The following is a 22,542-nucleotide window of genomic DNA, read 5'->3' as shown; positions in this document are numbered from 1 at the left end:
TAAGTTGTAAGTCATTAGTCGGATGAAGAGACGGATATGAGCGAATATTTAAAGAAGGCATTGAGCCCGGCAACATTGGGTGGAAAACTGGGATTGCGTAACCGTTTAATAAAGGCTGGAACCTTTGAAGGCAAAACGCCTGATGGTATACCTGGTCAGACGCTGCGTGATTTTCACATGGGGATCGCGCAAGGGGGGATCGGTATGACCACAATCGGGTATTGTGCAACGGAATCCGATGGCCGCGTCAATGACCAGATGATGTATATGCACGACGCCATTCGTTCGCCATTAACGAATATGATCCACGATCTGCATAGCACTGGCGCTAAGGTGTCAGGACAAATGGGCCACTGCGGTAACTTCACCAAAAATAAACATTTAACGCGTTTGAAAAGACCGCTGGGGCCATCAAGGCAATTCAATATGTTAGGCGCGCCCTCAGGGATACCGTTTGCCGGTGCGATGTCAATACGTGATATCGATGACATGGTACAAACCTATTACGATGCTGCCATTTTTATGAAAGCGGTAGGGTTTGATGCGGTAGAAATTCATTGCGGTCACGGCTACGGCATCAGCCAGTTTATCAGCCCTAAAACCAATAAACGTACTGATGACTATGGTGGAAATACTCATAACCGGTGTCGTTTGGCGGTGCGAGTAGTGGAAGCAGTACGTAAAGCCGTAGGTGATGATTTTCCGATACTAGCCAAGATGGGGTTAACCGATGGTGTACGCGATGGCTTGCACGAAGAAGAAGCTATTGAGGTCGCAAAATATTTGGATAAGGCCGGCTGCGATGCATTAATCACCAGCGGTGGAACCTCCAGTATGAATGTAATGAAAATGTTTCGCGGCCCCAGTATTCATCATGGCATGATCGAGCAGGAAAAAAATATCCTGATGAAAGCGGGCCTGAAAATAATGGGCCCCAAAATGTTTCGCAATTACCCCTATGAAGAATTATATTTTCGCGAGGCGGCCAATCGGGTCAATGATGCCATTGATGCACAATTGGTTTATATCGGTGGCTGTTCAACCATGGAAAGTCTGGAGCAGGTGATGCGCGATGGTATTGATTTTGTGCAGCTGGGTCGTCCGTTGTTGGCTGATCCCGCATATGCTAATAATGCCACCGCAGCACTGGCTGCCAATAAGAAATACAGTAGCGGTTGTACTCACTGTAATCGCTGTGTGTCGTTGATTGATGCGCCTGGTGGTATACGTTGTCCTGAATTGCACGGTTAATTTTAAGGCTAAGCCATGTGTTTATTATTCATAATGCAAGGCTTGTGCAGGTTCCATTTTTATCATTTTTCTAGCGGGCAGATAGCAGGCAATTAATACTAGAGCTGTCATTAGCAAAGAAATGAACACAGTGATACCCACAATAGCATTCAGTAAGTTTGGAAATTCTGAGGTTAACAAATTGCTCGCAATCAGTGCGCCGCCGCCACCTAGAATGGCGCCGATAAGTAAATAAGCCATACCTTGCTTGAGAAAGAGATTAACCGTATTGCTGTCACTAAAGCCTAAAGCTCGACGTATCCCCATTTCATGAGTCCGCAGTAACACGGTGCGTGATACAACACCGTAAATGCCTGTGCCTGCCAGAATCAACGCGATTAAAGCAATGATGACAAAAAGTTCGCTCAGAGTTTGCAATATTTTTGTGTTTAAAAATAACGCTTCTTCCATGGGGCGAAGTCGCTTGATAGGTGTGTCCCGGTCAACTTGTGAGACCGATTTTTTAATAATGCGCTCAAAGTCATCTGGTTTATCGTTAAATTTTATTACGACGTGAGCCCAGCGCGGAGTCTGCTGGGAAATAGGTCGATAGAGCGAAGAGAGACCTTTGAAGTGACTGTATGCCTGGCCTTGGTCAATATGTTCGACCACGCCAATAATGGTGATCCATTCACTGTCCAGTTCGTCTTTCTTTTGCTCGGGATTAAGTTGAATACGTTTACCAATACCGGATTCGCCGGGCCACATTTTGTCGACGAAACCTTTTTCGGTAATACCAACCGGTAGCGAGTTTTCGCTGTCCTCGTGACTAAAATGGCGACCTTCAATGACATCGACATCCATAGTATTAAAAATATTCCTGGTCAATGGGGATCATAATAAGATTTGGGTAATGGTTATTCGATTGTAGGTCCCTGTCTTCAACATTATAGGGTGAACGCCAATAACCCATACCCGGTAGTGCGTTAGTAAAGCTAGCGGCTTCAATCGCTGGGTTCTGAACAAGCGTGGTGCGCAGATCAGTAAAAAATTGTACGCGGTCTGTATCTTCCGGATATGCGTCTTCACGAATATTTACAAAGCCGGAAATGTAGTTGTTGGTATCAACGCCGTAATCGATTTGATTGGCAAAGTGTACTGAGCTGACAAACGCGCCACTTAATACCAATAAAAAGAACGAGCATACAACTTCTACCGCCACTAAGCCTTTGGCTACTTTGCTATTACCTTTGCCAGTTACTCCTTTACCACCGCCACTCAAAGCTGAGTTAATATCCAGTTGCGATGCGCGCCACGCGGGTATGCCGCCTGCTAATAGCCAGACTAAAAGTGTCGCTGCAATTGTAAGGAGAAAAATATCCGGGCCAATATCGAAAGACATCCAAAAAGGAAGAAATGATGAGCCGACAACAATTTCAGTTTGGTAGCGGACATAATCGGCGCCGAAACTTCCTAACCATAAACCTATGACGCCACCGACGAAACAAATAATAAATGACTCCATTAATACTTGTTGAATAATTCGCTGGCGTGAGCCTCCGAGTGCACTACGGATAACTAATTCCTGGGTGCGTTCATTGGCGCGTACCAGTAATAAGTTACCGACATTAAGGCAGGCCAGCAGCAGAATAATTCCCGCTGCTGTCAGCATCACAATATTCATAGTTCCCCAGTCATTGGCTGAAGCGGCATAGATATACGGTTGAGTTCTTGCGCTAAGGTGACCGTATTCATCAGGGTATTCGTTAGCGAGTTGAGCAATTAGGGCTTTCAGTTCGCTGTCAGCTTGCTCGACACTAGTCCCTTTTTTTAGAATACCTATAATCGTCAGGCGAAAACTATTATTGCTTGGGTCAGCATTGCTTGGCAGTTGCAGAGGTGTCCAGATATGGTGATCAGTGGGGAAGCCAAAATTCTGCGGCATCACGCCTACGATGGTTCGAGCTTGTCCATCAATTCGTGACAAATGACCAATAATATCTTTCCTGCCGGCATAATAGTTTTGCCATTGTTCATAGCCTATCAGCGCTACTGGAGCAGCACCTATTTCGGCATCACTGGCAACTAAATTGCGCCCGAGTAATGGAATGGCTTGTGTGGCTTGTAATAAGTTAGGTGTGATTGATGCGCCAGCCTCAGCCTCAGCGATCCCGTCGTCACTAGTAGTGATAGTACGGTGAATATTAGCCGCTCCTAATAATTGATAGCTTTGTAGTCGTTGTTGAAATGTTTGGTAAATAAAGGCATTTATTCTATCGCCACGTAGAATCCGGTAAGTTTCTTTATCCTGTAACATCAGTGCTACATAACGATCGCCATGGGGTATCGGTAACGGTTTAATACCCTGGTTGCCGACCACCACGTAAATTGTCAGTGCTAGACTAATAGCCAATGCGATAACCGTAATACAAAGCGCAGTGAAAGCTGGTGACCGCATTAGCAGACGCAGGGTGTAACGCAAATCAAATAGCAGTGTGCTCATTACGCGACCTCAGCTTTGTCGGCATTACTAAGTGTGTTGTCGCTAATAATTTTTCCATCCAATAATACAATTTGCCGCTGCGCTTGTTCTGCTGAGCGCGGGTCATGAGTAACCATGCAAATAGTACTGCCCTGTTGATGTAAGGTATCTAACAGCGCCATCACCATGGCGGCGTTGGTAGAGTCGAGATTACCGGTGGGTTCATCGGCGAGTAACACTTTGGGTTGGCCAGCTAATGCTCTGGCAATGGCGACTCGCTGTTGTTGGCCGCCCGATAATTGTGCCGGGAAGTGTTTGATCCGGTGTGACATGTCTACTTTTTCGAGAGCGTCTTCGACCCGTTGCTTACGCTGCTGTTTGCTTAAGTCTTTACGGTAGGTAAGCGGCAGCTCGACATTTTCATAGACATTCATGTCGCCAATCAAATTGAACGCTTGAAAGATAAAGCCAATTTCCCGGTTACGGATAGCTGCTCGGCGATTGGCGTTGAGGTCGGAAACGTCTTCGCCATTAAGAAAGTAGTGACCTTCAGTTGGTGTGTCCAATAAGCCTAAAACAGAGAGTAGGGTAGATTTTCCACAGCCTGATGCGCCACTAATAGAAACATACTCGCCCTGATTTATAGTGATATCAATATCATTCAGCGCCCAGGTTTCTAATTCTTCAGTGTAAAAAACTTTGTTGATGCCACGTAGTTTAATTAATTCAGGCTGATCCATGTGTTACCTCACTTATTGTATAGTTTGTGATTACTAAGCCAAAGAGCTTGGTTTATTATTGTTATTTATGTTGGGTGAATAGGCTTAATTAATCAGAATTTTTTCGTGCTGTTGCCAATCGCTACTGTCAGATAAAATTATTTCGTCCCCCGCTTTTAGCCCGCTAATGATTTGGATATTATTCATAGAGGCTTGTCCGGTTTGAATAAACAATCGCTGGGCATAATCGCCTTCAATTTTATAAACACTGATTTGGCTATCTGTTTTGCTGTAACTTGGTTTACCGACATATAAAATATTGCGCAGTATAGCGGTGGTGATGATGCCTTCAACTTGCAACTCCGGGCGAGCCCCTTTGGGTAGCTCGCCGTTAAGCGTGACGTCGATAATTACGGAGCCTTGAGTTACGGCAGGGTCTATGCGGCTAACATGTCCTGTTGTTGTGCCGTTGCGTGTATCTATGATGACATCCTGGCCAAGCACAATGTTAGTCGCCTGACGGGCTAATATTTTTAACTCTGCATATAGTTGGTCTTGTTGAGCTACTTTAGCGATTTCGTTGCCCGGTAATAGTCGTTGCCCAATTTCTAGATTCATTGATTGTAAAACGCCGCTTATGCTGGCGGTTATTGCTAATGCCGATACTTTATCGTTGCTGCGGTCGAGTGCTTTGCTGAGTTGCTTGATGTAGGCATCTTTGGCCGCGAGTTGCGCGGCGGTATTGGTTTGGCTTTTTTGCAGGCGCTCTTGTTCGATACTGTAACGCGCCAGTAACTGTTTAACTTCAAGTTGGGTACGTTGATAGTCTATATCAGCAATAATATTAGACTTTTTTCGTAATTGCGTTTCAGCGTCTAATTTTAGTTTGGCGCTTTCATAGGCAAATTTCGCTTGCAGGCTGATGGATTTTTGATTGAGTAATTGATTCTCCAGATCCACTGAATAGGAAAGTTTTTCTGCTTTGGCGCCTTCGAGAGCGGATAATGCTTCTTCGGCAGCGGTCACCAAGGCAGGGTTGTTTAACTCTATTAATAATTCACCGGCGGCAACGATGTCGCCAGCACGTTTATGGATGGCAGCAACGCGACCTTCTACTCTGGAGGCTATCCATTCAATATCTTTGGGTAGTAGCACGCCATTACCGTTCACCTGAATGGTGAGATCGCCTTGTTGTACAGTATCGGTTTGTAGATCGTCACGATCAATACGAGGGCTGCCAAAATCGAGCATGATTAAACTGACCACAATGGCAATGATGACTACGCTACTGATAATAACGAGAGGGGACAGTTTTCCATTGAGGGGTTGTTGCCGGGCACGATCCATATGATATCCGTCATTTATTATTAGGTTCTGGCTTAATTATGGCAGTTTTATCGCTAATGTAATCCCTTCTATCAGGCTTTTTCTATTGAATTTCGAAAATTCGTCAGTTCATTGTGACTATCTTGGTACATAATAGTCAGTATATGAGAGGGTTTGCGAGGGTATTTCGAGTGGAAATTAGCACTTAAGTTCCAAGCTCGTGATGATGCGTGCTAATTTTCGCATATTGATCAGACTGCGCTGTTGGTCTTCATCACTGGCCGCAATACAGCAATCGCTAATAATAGTAACGGCAAAATCACGATCGTGGGCTTCGCGAGCGGTGGACTCCACCACCATATCGGTAGCGACGCCGGCTAGATAGAGTTCGGTAACACCGAGAGTATTAAGGGTTAGTTCCAGTGCGGTAGCGTGAAAGGCGCCGACCCGGTGTTTGGTGATAATCAGCTCGTCGCCCTGCGGTGCTACTTCTGCAAAAAATTCACCGCCCCAACCGTTAAGGTTAAACGCTTCAAATTCATGGGCTTTTCCCATCAGAGGAGAGCCTTTAGGTTGTTGCGCGTAGCCGGGATAAAAACCAACGCGGACATGCAATACCGGCAAGCCGGCGGCGCGAAATTGTTGCTGTGCTCTTTTCAAGTGGTTAGTGCTTTCGTATTTGGCATTGTAGGCAGCGTAACCTTTTGCAGACACTTTTCCATCGGGGTGAACAATATCATTTTCAAAATCGAGGCAGAGTAGCGCTTTCATGGAGTTATTAAGTCCTCATCAATAGGGGGATGGTTATTGGGTAAATGTTTTATCCAGTGGCCAGATTTAAAGCGCCAAATGAATAGAATATTTTTTACCACGTAGTCGCCGATAACGGCACCATAAATCCACACAACGGAAAATTCCAGCCACATAAAAATTATTGCCAGACCAAATCGAATAATAATTAAGCCCGCAATGGCAGCGTACAAAGGAAAGCGAGTGTCACCAGCGCCGCGAAGCGCACCACCTAAAGCCATGTCGATGGCGATAAAAGGTTGCGCCAGACAGAACACATAAATGAATAAAACCGTGTAGCCGGCGACTTCTTCATCGTGTACCAACCAATGTGCTAAAGGCGATGCAAAGCTGGCCATGATCAGTGAGAGCACCACCAAAATAATGATGGACTGCCACATTGCGCGCCAGCCTGCAGCCTTGGCACCCTCGATATTATTGGCCCCTAACTGCTGGCCTACCAGAATTGAGCCGGCAATCGAAAAGCCAAAACCAATCACCATGGAGAGTGATAATAATGTTACGCCGGTGCCATAGGCCGCATAAGCAGCGGTGCCATAATGGCCAACGACCCAGAGGAAACCGATAAAGCCAATTTGCATAACCCCTTGTTCCATGGCGGCGGGGTAGCCCAGTTTCCATAATTGTTGCATTTGCAATTTACGTTGGGCCGAATTTATATGGGTGGGTTTTAGTGGCAGCCGTTGTTGCTGCCAATACCAAAAAGCCACTAGTACCCCCAATAAGTTGCCTAAGCCGCTGCCGATTGCCGTGCCGGTTACACCATAGGCGGGCATGCCCAGTCCGCCATAAGTCAGCCAATAGCCCAGCAACACGATGAGCAGGTTTATAAGGGCAGCAAAAATCATCGGGCTGCGGGCATCTCCGGCAGCTCTCAGGCCTGCAGCAAGAATAATGTAAGCAGCGATAGGGGTGTAAAACAGTGAGAACCATCGTACGTAATCCACTGCGACGGTATAGGCTGAGTGACTGAGTCCAAGTAAAGAGACCAGAGCCGGTGCTGATAACAACATCAGCGCCGTCATGCTGATGCCGATAAGTAAGCTAATTAGCAGCGAGGTACTTAGTAGCGAGGCCGCAGCGTGTTTATTGTTTGCCCCCCAGGAGCGACTGATCAGTGCAAGAGTACCTGCAGACAGTCCAATCATTACGGCGTTAAAAATATTATAGAGTCGCGCCCCGGTAGTGACGGCAGCCAGTGCATCCGCTCCAAGCGGCGCCACAATTTTTATGGTCGCTAAATTAGCCAGTGTCACCATAAAAAACACTGCACTAGAGGGCGCGGCTAGTGCCCATACTTCTCGCCAGCTACCCTGCTTATGTGTCAATGGTTTGATCAATGCTCAGCTCAGTGATTGATGTTATTGGCGGTACAGGTGATTTGGACTAAAGATAGTCACTAATGTTCAGTTTGGTAAAAAAAAGGCGAGGCACCTACTGGGTGCCTCGCCTTTTTTTAGAGGCGTTAAATTAATAACGTTTGGTATCTTCCATTTGTTGCTCACCCATGCGGGTCATTAACATGTCATGGACTTTATCTTCACCAAATACATTGACTGCCAGTTTGTTCATTGGATCGCGTTCGTAACCCAGTCTGCGGACAGTGTAATCAAATTTTTGTAATTCGACTCGCTGATCTTCAGGGACGGTTTCGGCGTTATCTAACCAGCCTAGCCAGTGATCCAGCATTTTATAGGCGTACTCTTCAACGATGGAAATATTTTCATCATTTAATTCTGCCGTTAAGCTCTGGGTTGATGGGTTGGTAAGCGTTCGCATATAAGTGCCGTGACTCACATTCCATTGGAAGTTGGTATTGCCTCGTAGCGCTAAATACTCTTCATTGATTGGACCGTAGTATTTATCCAGATAATCCATATCCGTCATAATGTTGCGGCGCGGCGTGAAATCAAAATAGAAAAATAATTTCGGCACGGTACCGAATACCATAATCCAGTGCGGTACGTCGGTTTCCTGCCCTAGAAAGGCGGTCGCATTCATGTCCAGAATGGAGGCCTTGCGATTGCCTAACCAGGAATTCACCAGCCAGTCGCAGCCTTCGCCAGTCCAGGCTTGCATAGAGCCTTCGAATTCACCATTCGGAGATTGATAGTATTCCTTGCCAGCACAGCTTGGGTGTAATTCCATGCTGGGAAAACGTTCGGCAATTTTGTTTTTGATATCAGTGAGGATGCTGTAACAGCGCTCCCAGTATTTGCTGACATCAACATCAGGGTTTTCGGCTAAAAAGTCGTGTATCGATTTTGTATCAGAGGCCATGTTGTGCTCCGGTATATGTTTAAATTTTCTGATTAAATTTTAAAGGCTAAATTGCAGGCTAATTGGAGGAGGAATACCTCGGCATATTTTAGCAACAGGTTTGCTCATAATCCGTACTCTTCAAATTTGTCTTGTTGTTTGCTGAAGCGCGAAAACATCATGCGCATACCGATTTTGCTGCCACTCAGCCAGGCGATTTCTTTGCCAGGTTTATTGAAAGCAAGGATGCCGTCGACTAAAAATGGGGCTACAGTTTCAACTTTGTCAGCAAGAATGTTCATGATTTTTCGCTGTTTTTGAAAGTTTTCTAAATCTTGCTGAGCTTCACGAATAACCGCTTCGGTGATAACAATGCCGGGGCGGATACCACCGATAATTACGTTGCTATCTTTAAACTCTTTCACCATGGCATTGGTTAAATAGTTCAAGCCCCGTTTGGTAGTGCCGTAAATACCCATACCCGGAAAATACTGTCCGTCTGAGCCGCCACCGAGCATGTTGAAAATTTTGCCGCCTTTCGAGCCCTGTTGAAGCATGCCTGAGCCGGCAACCTGGCAGCCATTAATAGTGCCAAGTACATTGGTTTTTACCATCGCTTGCACATCATCGTTGGAATAGTCGATAATTTTTTCAGTGGTGCAGGCGAGTCCTGCATTATTAATCCAGATGTCAACGCTACCGAATGTCTTGGTGGCAATGTCCCATAAAGCTTGCACTTGTTCTTTTTCAGCGACATCACAGGGTAGGCCAATAATCGTACCAGGCAGCTTAGTAATACGAGTAATAGCATCGTCCACACTTTGTTGGCTGCGACCAGCAATAACAACATTGTGTCCGCGCAGGGCGAACTCACGGGCTAGGCCAAAGCCTATGCCTTTACTGCTTCCTGTTATTACTACGTTGCTCATATCACCTGCCTATTCATATGTCGATTATCTGCCAATGCACGCAGAATTATTTTGCACGCTCTACTACGGCGGCATTGGGGTCGCTATGTTTGACGCTATAACCGGTATCATAAAATTTTTGTGCGGATATTTTACGATTGGGTGCTTTGATTTGGTTGATGAACTCCAGACGCTCAAGACCTTCTTCATCACATATCGCATCAAATACCTGTTTGTTGGTGTAGGGTACGTTGCCATTGTCACAGACGTTATAAAGGCCGCTGAGTTTGTTTGTTAGGGCGTGATAGATAGATTCAACGACATCTTCAAAATGAATGGCATATAAAGGTGCGTCTGGGCCAAATATGGTTTTGCCAGCAAAAAATTTGTGGCTCATCGCGACCCGTTCCGGGAAGGTCATATCTCCAGGGGCGCCGTACATATCGGGGTAGCGCAGCGCGCAACCACCAGGCTTGGCCAGCACTTCTTGCTCGGCAGCCTGGTAATATTTTGACGATGGTTCTTCGTGGTTGGATGTTGGGGTGAGTTCAGTAATCGCATCGCTGCCATCACCACCATCACCGTACGTAGAAAAAGAAGAGCAGAAATATATATTGTCACAGGCAGCCGCTGCACTGGCACAACTTTTAACCAGTACCTCGTGGTAATGCACGTGGCGCTCTTCAATAGTTCGAGTGTTTTTTACATTAGGGGCAACGGTTACTACGATGGCGTCGCACCCTTTTGCCGCGGCGATCACTTTGTCGGTATCGGCGCCCGTCAATACGGCAACTTCATCGGCAACTTGTTTAAGATCTTCAACTTTAGCAGGAGTTGTCGTGGTGCCTACTACACTGTGGCCGGCACTGCGTAGTCTGCTGGCTAAGGCTTTGCCAACGTGGCCCATGCCTAAAATTAATACTTTCATGATATCTCCAGTTAGTGGTTGGCCGTTATTCAGCCAGTCGCTGTTATAAAGGATTGGTTCGCAGTACTTTCAACAGTACACGATATAAATTATCGCGACGGTAGTTAAAGCGAAATTCTGTTTCTTTTAGGTGTAAATAAAAAGTATGTTTGTGAATGCCGTTAAATTGCACCAAGCGGCGTTTAGCGAAACTCCAAAACGAGTCAACGCTATTCATGGTATTTATAATTTCGCCGGTGACAGCATGGGTGGTGTTCATTCGATATAGTCGGGTCTGGTTGACATCAACTAAGCCGTCATAAGCTTTCCAGCTTTCATGATTCACCAACTCCGTCAAATTAGGGCCGCTGCGGTTGCTGCGATGCAGCAGTGCGCGAATTGGCATGGGCGCGTATTCGGTATAGATCTGGTCACCACGCCGGTAAACACCAAAGGCGAGGTACTTATTCAGCGGGTCAGTCGGGGACTGGCTGTTGTGGGCAACAATATTATTGCCGCGACTTTCGTCATCACTGGGGAATGGGGATTCTTGTTCACACAATTCCGTGACCCGACCACGAATTTTTAAAAAGATGCTGTTAATAGAGCGCACACTGATCGCGGTCAATTGAGCCGTTTCAGTGGCAGTCAGATCCATGGCAAAGCAGCGTAAAATCTGCCGAAATTTGGCTTCAGAAACGCGGGAGTGCTTGTAATATCGATTTTTAGTATCGGGCATGGTTTAAGTTTTAGGCTTCTTAAAGTGATATAAACTACGGTTAAAGGTTTTAATTGTTATATAGAAATATCATTAAGCTATTTAATAAGACCTAAAATACTATCATTATATCATTTGAGTCAATAGACCTTAGGACGACAATTCATGTTTTTTTAGTGGTTTCTTAGTTATTTATGTAATTAAACCGTTGAATATTAAGTTATTTCCACCCAATAAAGCCAAAGTGTAAAGCATTGAAAAGATAACCGGTGGTTGCTGATTTTATTCAATTAATGGCAGCAATAACTAGTGGGCATTGCATTTAGCGTAGTAAAGCCGTTCTTTAATAAAGTCACAATCGTGCCGGCGTGATGATTGTGGTACCTTTGCCGGTTAAGTATTTAAGTCTGCAAAATCAATCAATTGAGGCAAATTATGAAAGTGGGTATCCGGTCAGTGACGGTAGTGTTTGTTATCGCGAGCTGGCTAGTGATGGCGGCGGAGGCTGTTGCGCAAAGCCTTTACAGCGATGCTGCCAACTACGCCAGAACCAGTGAGAATGCTGCCGGTGCCGTGGCTACTGTACATCCGTTGGCGACTCAGGCCGGCCTCAATATGCTTGAAAAAGGGGTAATGCCCTCGATGCTGCAGTAGCGGCAGCGCTTATGCTGGGCGTGGTTGATGGTCATAATTCCGGTATTGGCGGCGGTAATTTTGCATTGATTCGTTATGCGGATGGTCGTGTGCAGGCATTGGATGGCAGAGAGATGGCGCCCGCTGCAGCGTATCGTGATATGTATGTCCGCGATGGCAAGGCCAATAGTGATTTGAGTCAGACCGGAGCGTTGGCTATCGGTGTTCCAGGTTCACTGGCAGTCTATGACTATATGTTATCGCAGGGTGGAAAGTTCACTCTGAAAGAGTGTTTGCTACCGGCCGCGGATGTCGCAGAACAAGGTTTTGCCCTTAGTCACGTTTCCAATGCGCGGATTAAATCGACACAAAAAAAACTGCAGTTATTTCCGGCTAGTGCTGCTGTCTATCTGGATGCCAAAGGTGAGCCTTGGCCGGCGGGGCATCAGTTTATACAAACGGATTTAGCTAAAACGTATCGACAAATAGCTGAGCACGGCGTTGATTATTTTTATCGGGGTGGTTTCGCTAGAGAAGTCGATCTATGGATGAAGGCCAATGGTGGTATTGTCCGCTATGAAGATTTTAGTGGCTATCAAATGCTGCAGCGTGAACCCATCAAAAGTCAGTATCGCGGGCATACTATATATGGCTTTCCGCCTCCAAGTTCTGGTGGTGTTCATGTCGCACAAATTCTAAATATTCTAGAGCAATTCGACGTTAGTCAATTATCAGAAGCTGATCGTTACCATCTGCTAGCAGAGGCGATGAAATTGGCCTTTGCTGATCGGGCACATTTTTTGGGCGATCCTGATTTTGTATCTGTGCCTAAAGGTTTGATTGATCCAGCCTATGCCAAACAGTTAGCGACAACAATCAATATGAAAAAGGCAGCGACAGATGTGCAGCACGGTCTGCCGCCAAATGCAGAGATTGATTTTTTTGGTAAGCACACAACGCATATTTCAGCGGCAGATAAGTGGGGTAATTGGGTGGCGATTACCACAACGGTCAATACCAGCTTTGGTTCTAAAGTAATTATTCCGGGTACCGGTGTAGTGATGAATAATCAAATGGATGATTTTTCAATTCAGCCTGGCGTACCTAATGCTTTTGGTCTGGTGGGGAACGAGGCTAACAATATTCAGCCAGGTAAACGGCCTTTATCAAGTATGAGTCCGACTATAGTCGTGCATCAAGGTAAGCCATTAATTGCTTTAGGCGCTGCCGGTGGCCCGACTATTATTACCCAGGTTGTTCAAGGCTTGGTTAATATGTTAGATCTGGGTATGTCAGTACAGCAATCATTGGCCACACCTCGCGTACACAACCAGTGGTTGCCAGCGGTGACAATGGCCGAGAAAAGTTTGCCGCCCCCTGTGCAGACCGTCCTTGAAGAAAGGGGGCACAAATTATATTTTCGCCCTTATAACGGTACCAGTATGGCGATCAAGTCGACGGCATCTGGATTTGAAGCTTCCGCAGAGCCGCGGATAGTTAAACAAAATATGGCAAACTGATTTCGGCTAAAAGGTAATAATGGTAGTGGCACAATTAACTAACAATTTAAAAGATTTTATTATTGGCTTGGCTCATGTTGGGCATGTGGTCACCGATATGGATGCCGCGCTGGCTAACTTTAAGCGCGTTTACGGTGTGACCGATGATGATATCCGTATCCCCGCTAACCCACCGGGTGTGGAGGTGATGACGAACTTTGCCTTTGTCACTGTGGGCGGCACAGAGTTTGAGTTGATTGAGCCGGTATCTGAATATTTTAAAGAATTGTTGCTAGCTATGCCCTCCGGTATGGCCGGTATTAATCATGTAGCCTATTTGGTCAGTGATATTGAGGCTGCTGTTGCTGCACTGGAAAAAGTAGGTATTGTGCCAGGTCACGTGACACCTAACGGTGTAGTTGATTTTGGTGAGAAAAAATTATGTTATTTGGATCCCAATAGCACCGGTGATTTATTAATAGAGCTAATAGAAATTAATAGTGCTAGTTGAGTGTAATGTTGTAAAGAGACCAAGGTATGATTATTGCTGATTTAATGACAGATATTGTAGCGGGAGTCGCTCCTGAACAGTCGTTGTTGTCCGCCATTAAATTAATGCAGGAGCATGGCTGTTCCTGTGTATTAATTACTGAGGATGGCGCCCCGCAGGGTATAATCACAGAGCGTGATGTGGTGCGGATATTTAATGAAAATATTACTGGCGACCAACATGGTGATCTCGCGGTTGCGGCATTGCAGGTTGCCGACGTGATGACTCGTGAGCCAGTTTGTGTCAAGCAGTCCACATCTTTGTACGATGCCTTGTTGCTAGCCCGTAGCCGTAAGTTACGCCATATATTAGTGGTTGATGATGATGAAAAACTGGTCGGCTTGGTCACTCAGACTGATATGGTGAATGCCTACGTACATTTGATTGAGCGACAGGTTGAATTGGAAAACCTGAATCAGCAACTGCATTTATTATCGAATGAAGATGCTTTAATGCATATTGGTAATCGCCGTGCCATGGAGGTGGAGTTAGATTTCACCGAAGCTTCTGCCATTCGCTACAAAAAATATTATGCATTGGCATTGCTTGATGTTGATTGGTTTAAAAAATATAACGATCATTACGGACACCTGCAGGGTGATGAGGCGTTAAAAAAACTGGCACTCATTATTCAGGATAATATGCGCGATGTAGATCGAGTGTATCGCTATGGTGGCGAAGAAATTTTACTACTGATGCCGGGTTCTTCTCGCGCTGATGCGATAGTTGCAGCTGATAGAATACGCCATGCTGTTGAGGCCGAAAAAATTCCGCACGTACAATCTCCTTTGTCTTTCCTGACGGTAAGTGTCGGTGTGGCTGAAGGTTCCCAGCAATCTTGGGAGGAGGTAGTTAGTGTGGCAGATACGGCTTTGTATCGCGCTAAAGAAGCGGGTAGAAATAAAGTAAGTGATTAAGTTTGTGTTGATCTATTCTTTTACCGGACGCTTGCTCAGTTTGCGTTGTAAGGTGCGGCGATGCATACCCAGTGCCCTGGCAGTGGCAGATATATTACCGTCTTGTTCTTTAAGTACCCGTTGAATATGTTCCCATTCCAGACGATCCACCGAGGGCCTGTTTTCCGGGATTGCAATATTGACGTCGGTAGCATCGTTAAACGCCGCTAGAATTTCTTCTGTGTTGGCGGGTTTGCATAGATAGTTTAAGGCTCCTAGTTTTACTGCTTCAACAGCAGTGGCCACACTGGAATAGCCCGTCAGCATAACAATTTGTATTTCAGGCTGGTGCAACTTTAGCTGGGGGATTAAGGTTATCCCTGAAGCTCCCTCCATTTTTAAATCAATAATCGCGCGATCAAATTCTTGCTGCTTTGCTAGTGTCAGCGCTTGTTCTGTATTATCGGCAGTGCTTACCGTAAACTCTCTTCGTTGCAGCGCGCGCGATAAAACCTGTAAAAAAGCGGTGTCATCATCAACCAATAAAATACGAGTCATGGTCAATGGTTCTCGCTGTTTGAGAGCGTGGCTGAGTTAAGCGGCAACAGTAGCTCCGCTTGGGCGCCTCCCTCAGGGTGATTGAATAATTTGATGCTGCCGCCATAGCGGCTAATTGTCGCGTGGGTTAAAAATAAGCCCAGACCCAGACCTTTGCCCTTGGTAGTGATAAAAGGTTTGCCCATTTGCTCGGCGATGGCCAGGTCGATACCGCTACCATGATCGCGAATGGTGATCTGTACTTGTTGACCCTGTCTCGATATATGCACGTCAATATTATCCGGGTTAGCGTCGGCAGCATTGTTGAGCAAGTTAACAATCGCTTGCTCTAATGTGCTGTCGACCTGAATTGAGCCAAGTGGGATCTCACTGCTATGCAGTGAAAAACTAACTTGTGGCCGCAGTACTTGCCAATGATCGAGGATGTTTTGGATATATTCTTCAACCGCGATCATGCTGCTATGCCCTGGTTGATGTGCTTCTGCCGTGGATACTAAACCCTGTAATATTTTTTTACAGTTGTGTAATTGGTTTTTAAGTAGCAACAAGTCTGCATCCAGTTGCTCTGGTTTGATCGACTCCTGAATTAACTCATCAACTAACACCGTCATTGTGGCGAGAGGCGTTCCTAGTTCGTGGGCCGTCCCGGCAGCGAGTGTGGCGACAGCCAGTATTTGCTCGTCGCGTAAAATATCTTCCCGATTATTAGCTTGTAGTTGTTGTTGCAGGCGCAAGGCATTTGCCATCTTCACAACGAAGTAAGTAATTAAAGCCGTGCTCAGCGCAAACGTCATCCACATACCCAAAATATGTAAGTTGATACCGCTACTGTGGTGGCCCGCATGTACTCCCTGTTGTGGCTGAAAAGCGGGTAGTGGTTGGTAGTAAAATAGCAGCGCAGTATAAGCGGCTAACGATAAGCCGGATATGGCCCAGGTGTAACGCCAGGGTAATACTGCCGCAGAAATTGAGAGAGGCACTAAATAGTAAGAAACAAACGGGTTAGTGGCGCCGCCACTGACGTAAAGTAGTGCAGTTATACCTGCGATATCACATAAAATTTGGGCGCAATATTCTAGATCGGTGACTGGCCAGGGTTTTTGCAGTCGCCAAAAGGTCAAAATATTTAACAGGCTGAGTATCGCTAAAATGGTGAGATAGACAGGGTGGATGATGTCGGCTTTTAGCGATAGATAGATATACCCGATCGCTGTGAGCAGCCCCAGAATTAAAATGAGACGAATAATCGCAAGCCGCCGCAGATTGGCGGCGGAGGCAGTTAGCGATATCGTGGTTTTTGGCATACTAGTGAGTCGGTCATACAGTGTAGTGCAGCAGTATACCCCAGCTGGTTCTGGCAAGTATGGCTTGCCAGTCGCGGCAAATTGTCGCACCGTCAGCTTGAGTGCATGGTTTATGTTGAGGTGTGGATTGCCAGTGTCTGAGGTATAATCCGCGACTTTTCGATTAGCCAAAGACTGTAAACTATGAGTTCTATTACTTCAAGGGTGGCCCAGCGCCGAACCTTTGCCATCATTTCGCACCCGGATGCGGGTAAGACCACGATTACCGAAAAGTTGTTGCTGCTTGGTCGGCTGATACAAATCGCTGGTACAGTGAAGAGTAAAAAATCGGATCGTCACGCTACTTCTGACTGGATGGGTATGGAGCAAGAGAGGGGTATTTCGGTGACCTCTTCGGTGATGCAGTTTCCCTATAAAGGACGCATGGTCAATCTGTTAGATACGCCGGGACACGAAGACTTTTCTGAAGATACCTATCGTACGTTGACCGCAGTGGATTCGGCGTTAATGGTAGTTGATGGAGCAAAAGGTGTTGAGGCGCGTACCATTAAACTGATGGAAGTCTGTCGTCTGCGGGACACACCGATTCTTAGTTTTGTTAACAAAATGGACCGCGATATTCGCGACCCGATTGACTTGTTGGATGAAATTGAAGCGGTACTTTCTATTAAAGGGGCGCCGATTAATTGGCCCATTGGGATGGGAAAGGAGTTTCAGGGGGTATACAACCTATACACCGATGTTATTCATGTTTTTAAGCATGGTCAAAGCAATGTGATTGCGGATGATATACAGATACAAGGCTTGGGGAGTGATGAGGCCAAAGCGTTATTGGGTGTGTATTACAACGACTTTGTTGACGAAATTGAATTGGTTCGTGGGGCTAGCCATGAATTTGATGTCGAGGCTTACCTTGCAGGTACCTTGACCCCGGTATTTTTTGGTACTGCGCTATCCAATTTTGGTGTCCGTGAAATGCTGGATGGATTTGTTGAGTGGGCACCAGCGCCGTTACCTCGTCATACCCTTGGCCGAGATGTGGTTGCCGATGAAGAAGACTTCAGCGGCTTTATCTTTAAAATTCAAGCCAATATGGACCCCAAGCACCGCGATCGTATTGCCTTTATGCGGATATGCTCAGGGACTTATACCAAGGGTATGAAAATGAAACATGTACGCTTGGCTAAGGATATAAAAATTGCGGATGCGGTGACGTTTATGGCCGGTGAGCGTGAGGCAGTAGAAGAAGCGGTCTCTGGAGATATTATCGGTTTGCACAACCATGGCACCATTCAGATTGGTGATACGTTTACTGCCGGTGAGGAGTTGAAATATACCGGAATTCCCCACTTTGCTCCGGAAATGTTTCGTCTTATTCGCTTGAAGGATCCGTTAAAAATGAAAGCACTGCAAAAAGGATTGCAGCAGTTGTCTGAAGAGGGGTCGACCCAGGTCTTTATGCCGCTGAATAATTCCAATTTAATTGTGGGTGCGGTAGGACAGTTACAATATGAGGTTGTTGCTTATCGTTTGAAAGATGAATACAAAGTGGAAGCGATCTATGAGCCCGTCAGTGTTCATACAGTACGCTGGGTAGATTGCGCGGATAGAAAGAAGTTAGAAGAGTTTAAAAACAAGGCGGCTGAAAATCTGGCCATAGATGGCGGCGGCCATTTAACCTATTTGGCACCAACGCGGGTTAATTTGCAGGTTATGGAAGAACGTTGGCCAGAGATTACTTTTACGTCCACCAGGGAACACTAAGCATTTTTCAGGCAGCGGCTGAGACATTAACTTTGGAGTAAGCAGTGAATCAGGTGGATAATGGCTTTTATCACCTAGGGTTGCCGATGTGGTCTAACCGGCAGTGGTTAGGCAGTTTGTTTCCTGCTGGTGCCAATAGTAAAAACTTCCTGCAACATTATTCTTCGGTGTTTGCCAGTGTTGAAGGTAATACCACCTTTTATGCAACGCCTGATAAAGCAGTGGTGCAGAGTTGGAAGTCGCAGGCGCACACGGGTTTTCGTTTTTGCTTTAAGTTGCCACGCAAAATCACCCATGAAAATAATTTGCGCTATTGTGGGGTGGAATTCAGTGATTTTTTAAAGCGCCTGGAGCCATTGGCTGAAAACCTGGGTAGTTTTATGATTCAACTACCGGATAGTTTTGCTCCGCGTCAGCTACCCGATCTACAAGGTTTTCTAAAGGAATTGCCGGCGGATTTTCAGTTCTCTGTGGAGGTTCGGCACTTGGATTTTTTTAATCGAGGTGATGAAGAGAAGCAACTTAACCAACTATTGCGGCAGCATAATGTTGATAGGGTCTGTTTTGATAGTCGTGCTTTATTTAGCCGATCTGCTCAGACGGCGGAGGAAAAAGAAGCGCATCGAAAAAAGCCTCGTTTACCAGTGCATGCAATCACTACGGCAAAAAAACCTATTATTCGTTTTATTGGCGGCTCAGACTTTCATCATAACGAACAGTATTTACTCCCATGGGTTAAAAAAATAGCTGAATGGCAGCAACAGGGAATCAAGCCTACAGTATTTATTCATACCCCGGATAATATTGGTGCACCAGAGCAGGCCGCTATCTTTCATCAACTATTAAAAGGTATTCCTGGTTGGCAACCATTATCCAAATTGATTAAAGACGAAATGCAAACCGCATTATTTTAGCTATGACGATACGACTTGATAAATATTTGGCATCGGTAACCGATTATTCCCGGGCAGAGGCTAAACGATTGCTTAAGCAAAAAAGGGTGACGGTTGAAGGTAAAGTCGTTACCGATCCGACGGCAGCAGTGAGTGAGGTGGCGCTGGTGGCTATCGATGGTGAAAACCTGCGCAGTGTCAGTAATCGATATTTCATGTTACACAAGCCGCAGGGGTATATTTCCGCCACTAAAGACCGCACGCATATCACAGTGTTGGAATTATTGGAGGAGGATAATATAGATCAGCTGCATATTGCCGGGCGTTTGGATATTGATACCACTGGTTTGTTACTTATCAGTGATGATGGTGTCTGGTCGCATCGGGTGACTTCCCCGCGCAAGGATTGCAAAAAAACCTATTGGCTGGAAACGTTTGATCCTATCAGTCCTGAGCAGATAGAAAAGATTGAGCAAGGGATAAAATTAGATAGCGAAAAAAAACCTACGCTACCCGCCACATTGGAATTATTAGATGATCACACGGCTAGATTGACCATCAGCGAAGGTAAGTATCACCAGGTTAAAAGAATGTTTGCTGCTATTGGCAATCATGTCGAAAGATTACACCGCGAACGGATTGGGGCAATTCTTTTGGATCAGGCGTTGAGTGAAGGTGAGTACCGCGCACTGACAGTTGAAGAAGTGGCAAGTATATGAGTGATCATGCCTTTGATTTATTGTGCCACCAGTTAGCTATATTAAACAAAGAGCAGCGCGCGCTGTGGGTCGTTGATGAAAATATTGCTGTGGCTGATCTCGTTAAGGTTACGCCTTTAGATAATCTAACGGTGATGACTAATCGCTATGATTTGTCTCTGGCTTTATCACAACATGGTTTTAGTGTTTTGTTGAGTGATTTTGATTTTAGTGAGTTTGAACATAACTCACTGGATAGAATTTACTACCGCGTATCTAAAGAAAAGCCTGTCGTCCATCATGTCATCAATAATGCAGGTGTTTATTTGTCTGCTGGTGGTGAGTTATGTTTAGCGGGGTATAAAAATGAAGGCGCTAAAACTTATAGTGAAAAAGCGCAACGTTATCTCGGAGAATTAGTTGAAAAGCAGCGCAGTAGCAATAGTTCGATATTAGCCTGCCTGCGTAAAGGCGATATGTTGTCTGCCCCATTAGATGATCATGATTATAAGCGGCAAGTAGACGTTACTACTGATGTTGATGGGCGGAAGATAAGTTTATGCAGCAAGCCGGGGGTCTATGGATGGAAAAAAATTGATCGGGGTAGTGCGTTTTTAGTTCAACATCTTGATCAGCTATTGCAAAGTATGGAGTCTCCGCCTGCCTCTGTTCTGGATTTGGGTTGCGGCTTTGGTTATCTGTCCGTGTTGGCTGCACTGCACTGTGATGCAGAGTTTACTGCTACTGATAACAATGTCAGTTCGGTAGCTTTATGTGAGATTAATTTTCAACGCTTTGCTATTAGCGGTAGTGTGGTGCTGGATAACTGTGCTGCGAGTATTAATAATAAATTTGATCTGGTGTTATGTAATCCTCCGTTTCATCAAGGATTTGATGTCAGTGGTGAATTGACCGATAGGTTTCTGCAAACCGCCAAGCGGCTGCTTAAACCAAAAGGGCGTGCGTTTTTTGTGGTTAATAGTTTTATTCCGCTGGAGCGGAAAGCCAAAGGTTTTTTTTCTGACATCGATATGTTGGCGAATAACGGCAGTTTTAAGTTGTTGGTATTGACGCCATGATGAAAAAATCATTGGCGAAAATTCGTGGCTTCCTGCCTTATGTGATTTTGTTATTCCTGAATGCATTTGTTGATCAGGGGCACAAAATGTTGATCCAGAATACCGTATTTAAGGTGTACGACGGATATTATCAGGTGGTATTAACCGCGATAGTAAACGCATTGATTCTACTGCCCTTTATTCTACTGTTCAGCCCTGCCGGATTTTGTTCTGATCGCTGGCCAAAGAATAATATTATGCGCATAGCCGCCTGGTTGGCGGTGGCGCTGACCTTGTTAATTACGCTGTTTTATTATTTGGGGTGGTTTTGGGCTGCTTTTGGAATGACTTTTTTATTAGCGTCACAAAGTGCTTTTTATTCTCCCGCTAAGTACGGTTATATACGTGCATTAGTGGGTGCGGATCGTCTAACCGCAGCTAACGGCGTCGTGCAGGCAACAACAATAACTGCCATTCTGGTGGGTACCTTTGTTATGTCGATTTTATTCGAGTGGCATTATGCAACGGTTGGCGAAAATAATGAAACCGCAATTTTACAGGCATTTGCACCGGTCGGGTGGTTGCTGGTACTAAATAGCGTGGTCGAACTCATTATGGCTTACCGGTTGCCGGAGTTGGAGCAGCCAAAACCCGAGTTGCGATTTAGTCTGAAAGAATATATTACCGGTCAGGATATAGCCAAGGCTATCAAGCCAGTATATTCCCACCCGGTTATTGTTGTTGCCATTGTGGGCCTGGCAGGTTTTTGGTCGGTTTCACAATTAATGCTGGCGGCCTTTCCTGCATTTGCCAAAGCGGATCTTGGCGAAACCAATACTGTATTTATTCAAGGAGTGATGGCGGTAACCGGTATTGGGATTATGGTGGGGGCGCTGCTTGCGGCAAAATTTACCCGGAGCGAACACGCTGATGCAGTATTTAATATTCGCTGGTTATCCTTGCCTGCGCTCGGTATTGCGCTGTGTTTATTGTGGTTGCCGATATTGCCAGCGCTATGGTTTCATGGAATCAATTTTTTTGTGATCGGCATATGCGGCGGTTTATTCATTGTGCCGCTAAATTCAATTATTCAATATTACGGTGACCCGCAACACTTGGGTAAAATCCTGGCAGCAAATAATTTGGGCAGAATATTGGCATGTTTAGTTTTTTATTAATAGCCGCAAGCTTTGCCTGGTTTGGTGTTGATGCCCGTTTGTTATTGATATTGGTTGCGGCTGTGGCGTTTTTTGTCTGTGGCTATAGTGCGCTTAAAGTTAAAGTCGTGCTTGATAAGCATCGATAGGGCGTGCTGGTTAGCCGGTTTGAT

General features: G+C 45.6%; 23 protein-coding genes. 11 read left to right on the top strand and 12 right to left on the bottom strand.

Annotated elements, in window-relative coordinates:
- Window positions 1-36 precede the first annotated feature (36 nt).
- Window positions 37-1,251 (top strand): NADH:flavin oxidoreductase, encoded by a 1,215-nt coding sequence (locus tag UNITIG_RS07275; protein WP_101757783.1) that lies wholly within the window; start codon window positions 37-39, stop codon window positions 1,249-1,251.
- 24 nt (window positions 1,252-1,275) lie between these two features.
- On the opposite strand, the gene UNITIG_RS07270 is transcribed toward UNITIG_RS07275, so the two are convergent.
- From UNITIG_RS07270 to UNITIG_RS07225, 10 genes are all read right to left on the bottom strand, one after another.
- Entirely contained in the window at window positions 1,276-2,118 is an 843-nt protein-coding gene (locus UNITIG_RS07270; protein ID WP_145999118.1) for an FtsX-like permease family protein, read from the bottom strand.
- Window positions 2,099-3,733: an FtsX-like permease family protein gene (locus tag UNITIG_RS07265; protein ID WP_101757781.1), complete on the bottom strand. Its 1,635-nt coding sequence runs from the start codon at window positions 3,731-3,733 to the stop codon at window positions 2,099-2,101. The genes UNITIG_RS07270 and UNITIG_RS07265 overlap by 20 nt, the downstream gene beginning before the upstream one ends.
- Entirely contained in the window at window positions 3,733-4,452 is a 720-nt protein-coding gene (locus tag UNITIG_RS07260) for an ABC transporter ATP-binding protein (protein ID WP_101757780.1), read from the bottom strand. Before UNITIG_RS07260 ends, UNITIG_RS07265 begins: the two co-directional genes overlap by 1 nt.
- An 84-nt stretch (window positions 4,453-4,536) precedes the next feature.
- Window positions 4,537-5,778, bottom strand: a complete 1,242-nt coding sequence (locus UNITIG_RS07255; RefSeq protein ID WP_101757779.1) for an efflux RND transporter periplasmic adaptor subunit — start codon at window positions 5,776-5,778, stop codon at window positions 4,537-4,539.
- A gap of 177 nt (window positions 5,779-5,955) precedes the next feature.
- Window positions 5,956-6,528: a cysteine hydrolase family protein gene (locus UNITIG_RS07250; protein WP_101757778.1), complete on the bottom strand. Its 573-nt coding sequence runs from the start codon at window positions 6,526-6,528 to the stop codon at window positions 5,956-5,958.
- Entirely contained in the window at window positions 6,525-7,907 is a 1,383-nt protein-coding gene (locus UNITIG_RS07245) for an MATE family efflux transporter (protein WP_101757777.1), read from the bottom strand. Before UNITIG_RS07245 ends, UNITIG_RS07250 begins: the two co-directional genes overlap by 4 nt.
- Window positions 7,908-8,037: 130 nt before the next feature.
- Entirely contained in the window at window positions 8,038-8,847 is an 810-nt protein-coding gene (locus UNITIG_RS07240) for a hypothetical protein (protein ID WP_101757776.1), read from the bottom strand.
- 104 nt (window positions 8,848-8,951) lie between these two features.
- On the bottom strand, window positions 8,952-9,755 hold the full coding sequence (locus UNITIG_RS07235; RefSeq protein WP_101757775.1) for an SDR family oxidoreductase: 804 nt from the start codon (window positions 9,753-9,755) through the stop codon (window positions 8,952-8,954).
- 46 nt (window positions 9,756-9,801) lie between these two features.
- The gene (locus UNITIG_RS07230; RefSeq protein WP_101757774.1) at window positions 9,802-10,662 is read right to left on the bottom strand and encodes an NAD-dependent epimerase/dehydratase family protein; all 861 of its coding nucleotides are present in this window, start codon (window positions 10,660-10,662) and stop codon (window positions 9,802-9,804) included.
- A 43-nt stretch (window positions 10,663-10,705) separates the two neighbouring features.
- Window positions 10,706-11,380, bottom strand: coding sequence for an IS1595 family transposase (locus UNITIG_RS07225; protein WP_101757773.1), 675 nt, complete (start codon window positions 11,378-11,380; stop codon window positions 10,706-10,708).
- A 414-nt stretch (window positions 11,381-11,794) separates the two neighbouring features.
- Between UNITIG_RS07225 and UNITIG_RS24155 the strand changes: the two genes are divergently transcribed.
- The 4 genes from UNITIG_RS24155 to UNITIG_RS07210 are packed head-to-tail and all read left to right on the top strand — an operon-like array spanning window position 11,795 to window position 14,958.
- Window positions 11,795-12,013 (top strand): hypothetical protein, encoded by a 219-nt coding sequence (locus UNITIG_RS24155; RefSeq protein WP_235015303.1) that lies wholly within the window; start codon window positions 11,795-11,797, stop codon window positions 12,011-12,013.
- Between the two features lie 11 nt (window positions 12,014-12,024).
- Window positions 12,025-13,512, top strand: a complete 1,488-nt coding sequence (gene ggt, locus UNITIG_RS07220; RefSeq protein ID WP_235015302.1) for a gamma-glutamyltransferase — start codon at window positions 12,025-12,027, stop codon at window positions 13,510-13,512.
- 25 nt (window positions 13,513-13,537) lie between these two features.
- Entirely contained in the window at window positions 13,538-14,002 is a 465-nt protein-coding gene (locus tag UNITIG_RS07215) for a VOC family protein (RefSeq protein ID WP_159931118.1), read from the top strand.
- 26 nt (window positions 14,003-14,028) lie between these two features.
- Window positions 14,029-14,958, top strand: a complete 930-nt coding sequence (locus tag UNITIG_RS07210; RefSeq protein WP_101757771.1) for a GGDEF domain-containing protein — start codon at window positions 14,029-14,031, stop codon at window positions 14,956-14,958.
- Window positions 14,959-14,970: 12 nt separating this feature from the next.
- On the opposite strand, the gene UNITIG_RS07205 is transcribed toward UNITIG_RS07210, so the two are convergent.
- Both UNITIG_RS07205 and UNITIG_RS07200 read right to left on the bottom strand, forming a co-directional pair.
- Window positions 14,971-15,495 carry a response regulator transcription factor gene (locus UNITIG_RS07205; protein WP_101757770.1) on the bottom strand — a complete coding sequence of 175 codons (525 nt, stop codon included), beginning with the start codon at window positions 15,493-15,495 and terminating at the stop codon, window positions 14,971-14,973.
- Between the two features lie 2 nt (window positions 15,496-15,497).
- Entirely contained in the window at window positions 15,498-16,799 is a 1,302-nt protein-coding gene (locus UNITIG_RS07200; protein WP_101757769.1) for an ATP-binding protein, read from the bottom strand.
- A gap of 183 nt (window positions 16,800-16,982) precedes the next feature.
- On the opposite strand from UNITIG_RS07200, the gene UNITIG_RS07195 reads away from it, so the two are divergent.
- From UNITIG_RS07195 to UNITIG_RS23060, 6 genes are read left to right on the top strand one after another with little or no spacing between them, the layout of a single operon-like run.
- Window positions 16,983-18,563 (top strand): peptide chain release factor 3, encoded by a 1,581-nt coding sequence (locus tag UNITIG_RS07195; protein ID WP_101757768.1) that lies wholly within the window; start codon window positions 16,983-16,985, stop codon window positions 18,561-18,563.
- Window positions 18,564-18,607: 44 nt separating this feature from the next.
- The gene (locus UNITIG_RS07190) at window positions 18,608-19,477 is read left to right on the top strand and encodes a DUF72 domain-containing protein (protein WP_235015301.1); all 870 of its coding nucleotides are present in this window, start codon (window positions 18,608-18,610) and stop codon (window positions 19,475-19,477) included.
- Between the two features lie 2 nt (window positions 19,478-19,479).
- Entirely contained in the window at window positions 19,480-20,175 is a 696-nt protein-coding gene (gene rsuA, locus UNITIG_RS07185; protein ID WP_369809152.1) for a 16S rRNA pseudouridine(516) synthase RsuA, read from the top strand.
- Window positions 20,172-21,233 (top strand): class I SAM-dependent methyltransferase, encoded by a 1,062-nt coding sequence (locus tag UNITIG_RS07180; RefSeq protein ID WP_101757767.1) that lies wholly within the window; start codon window positions 20,172-20,174, stop codon window positions 21,231-21,233. Before rsuA ends, UNITIG_RS07180 begins: the two co-directional genes overlap by 4 nt.
- Window positions 21,230-22,390: an MFS transporter gene (locus UNITIG_RS07175; RefSeq protein ID WP_101757766.1), complete on the top strand. Its 1,161-nt coding sequence runs from the start codon at window positions 21,230-21,232 to the stop codon at window positions 22,388-22,390. Before UNITIG_RS07180 ends, UNITIG_RS07175 begins: the two co-directional genes overlap by 4 nt.
- Window positions 22,372-22,518, top strand: a complete 147-nt coding sequence (locus UNITIG_RS23060) for a hypothetical protein (RefSeq protein WP_159931117.1) — start codon at window positions 22,372-22,374, stop codon at window positions 22,516-22,518. The genes UNITIG_RS07175 and UNITIG_RS23060 overlap by 19 nt, the downstream gene beginning before the upstream one ends.
- The last annotated feature ends 24 nt before the right edge of the window (window positions 22,519-22,542 follow it).

Source organism: Oceanicoccus sp. KOV_DT_Chl, assembly GCF_900120175.1.
Taxonomy (GTDB): domain Bacteria; phylum Pseudomonadota; class Gammaproteobacteria; order Pseudomonadales; family Dasaniaceae; genus Oceanicoccus.
This window is presented reverse-complemented; position numbering and strand designations above follow the sequence as displayed.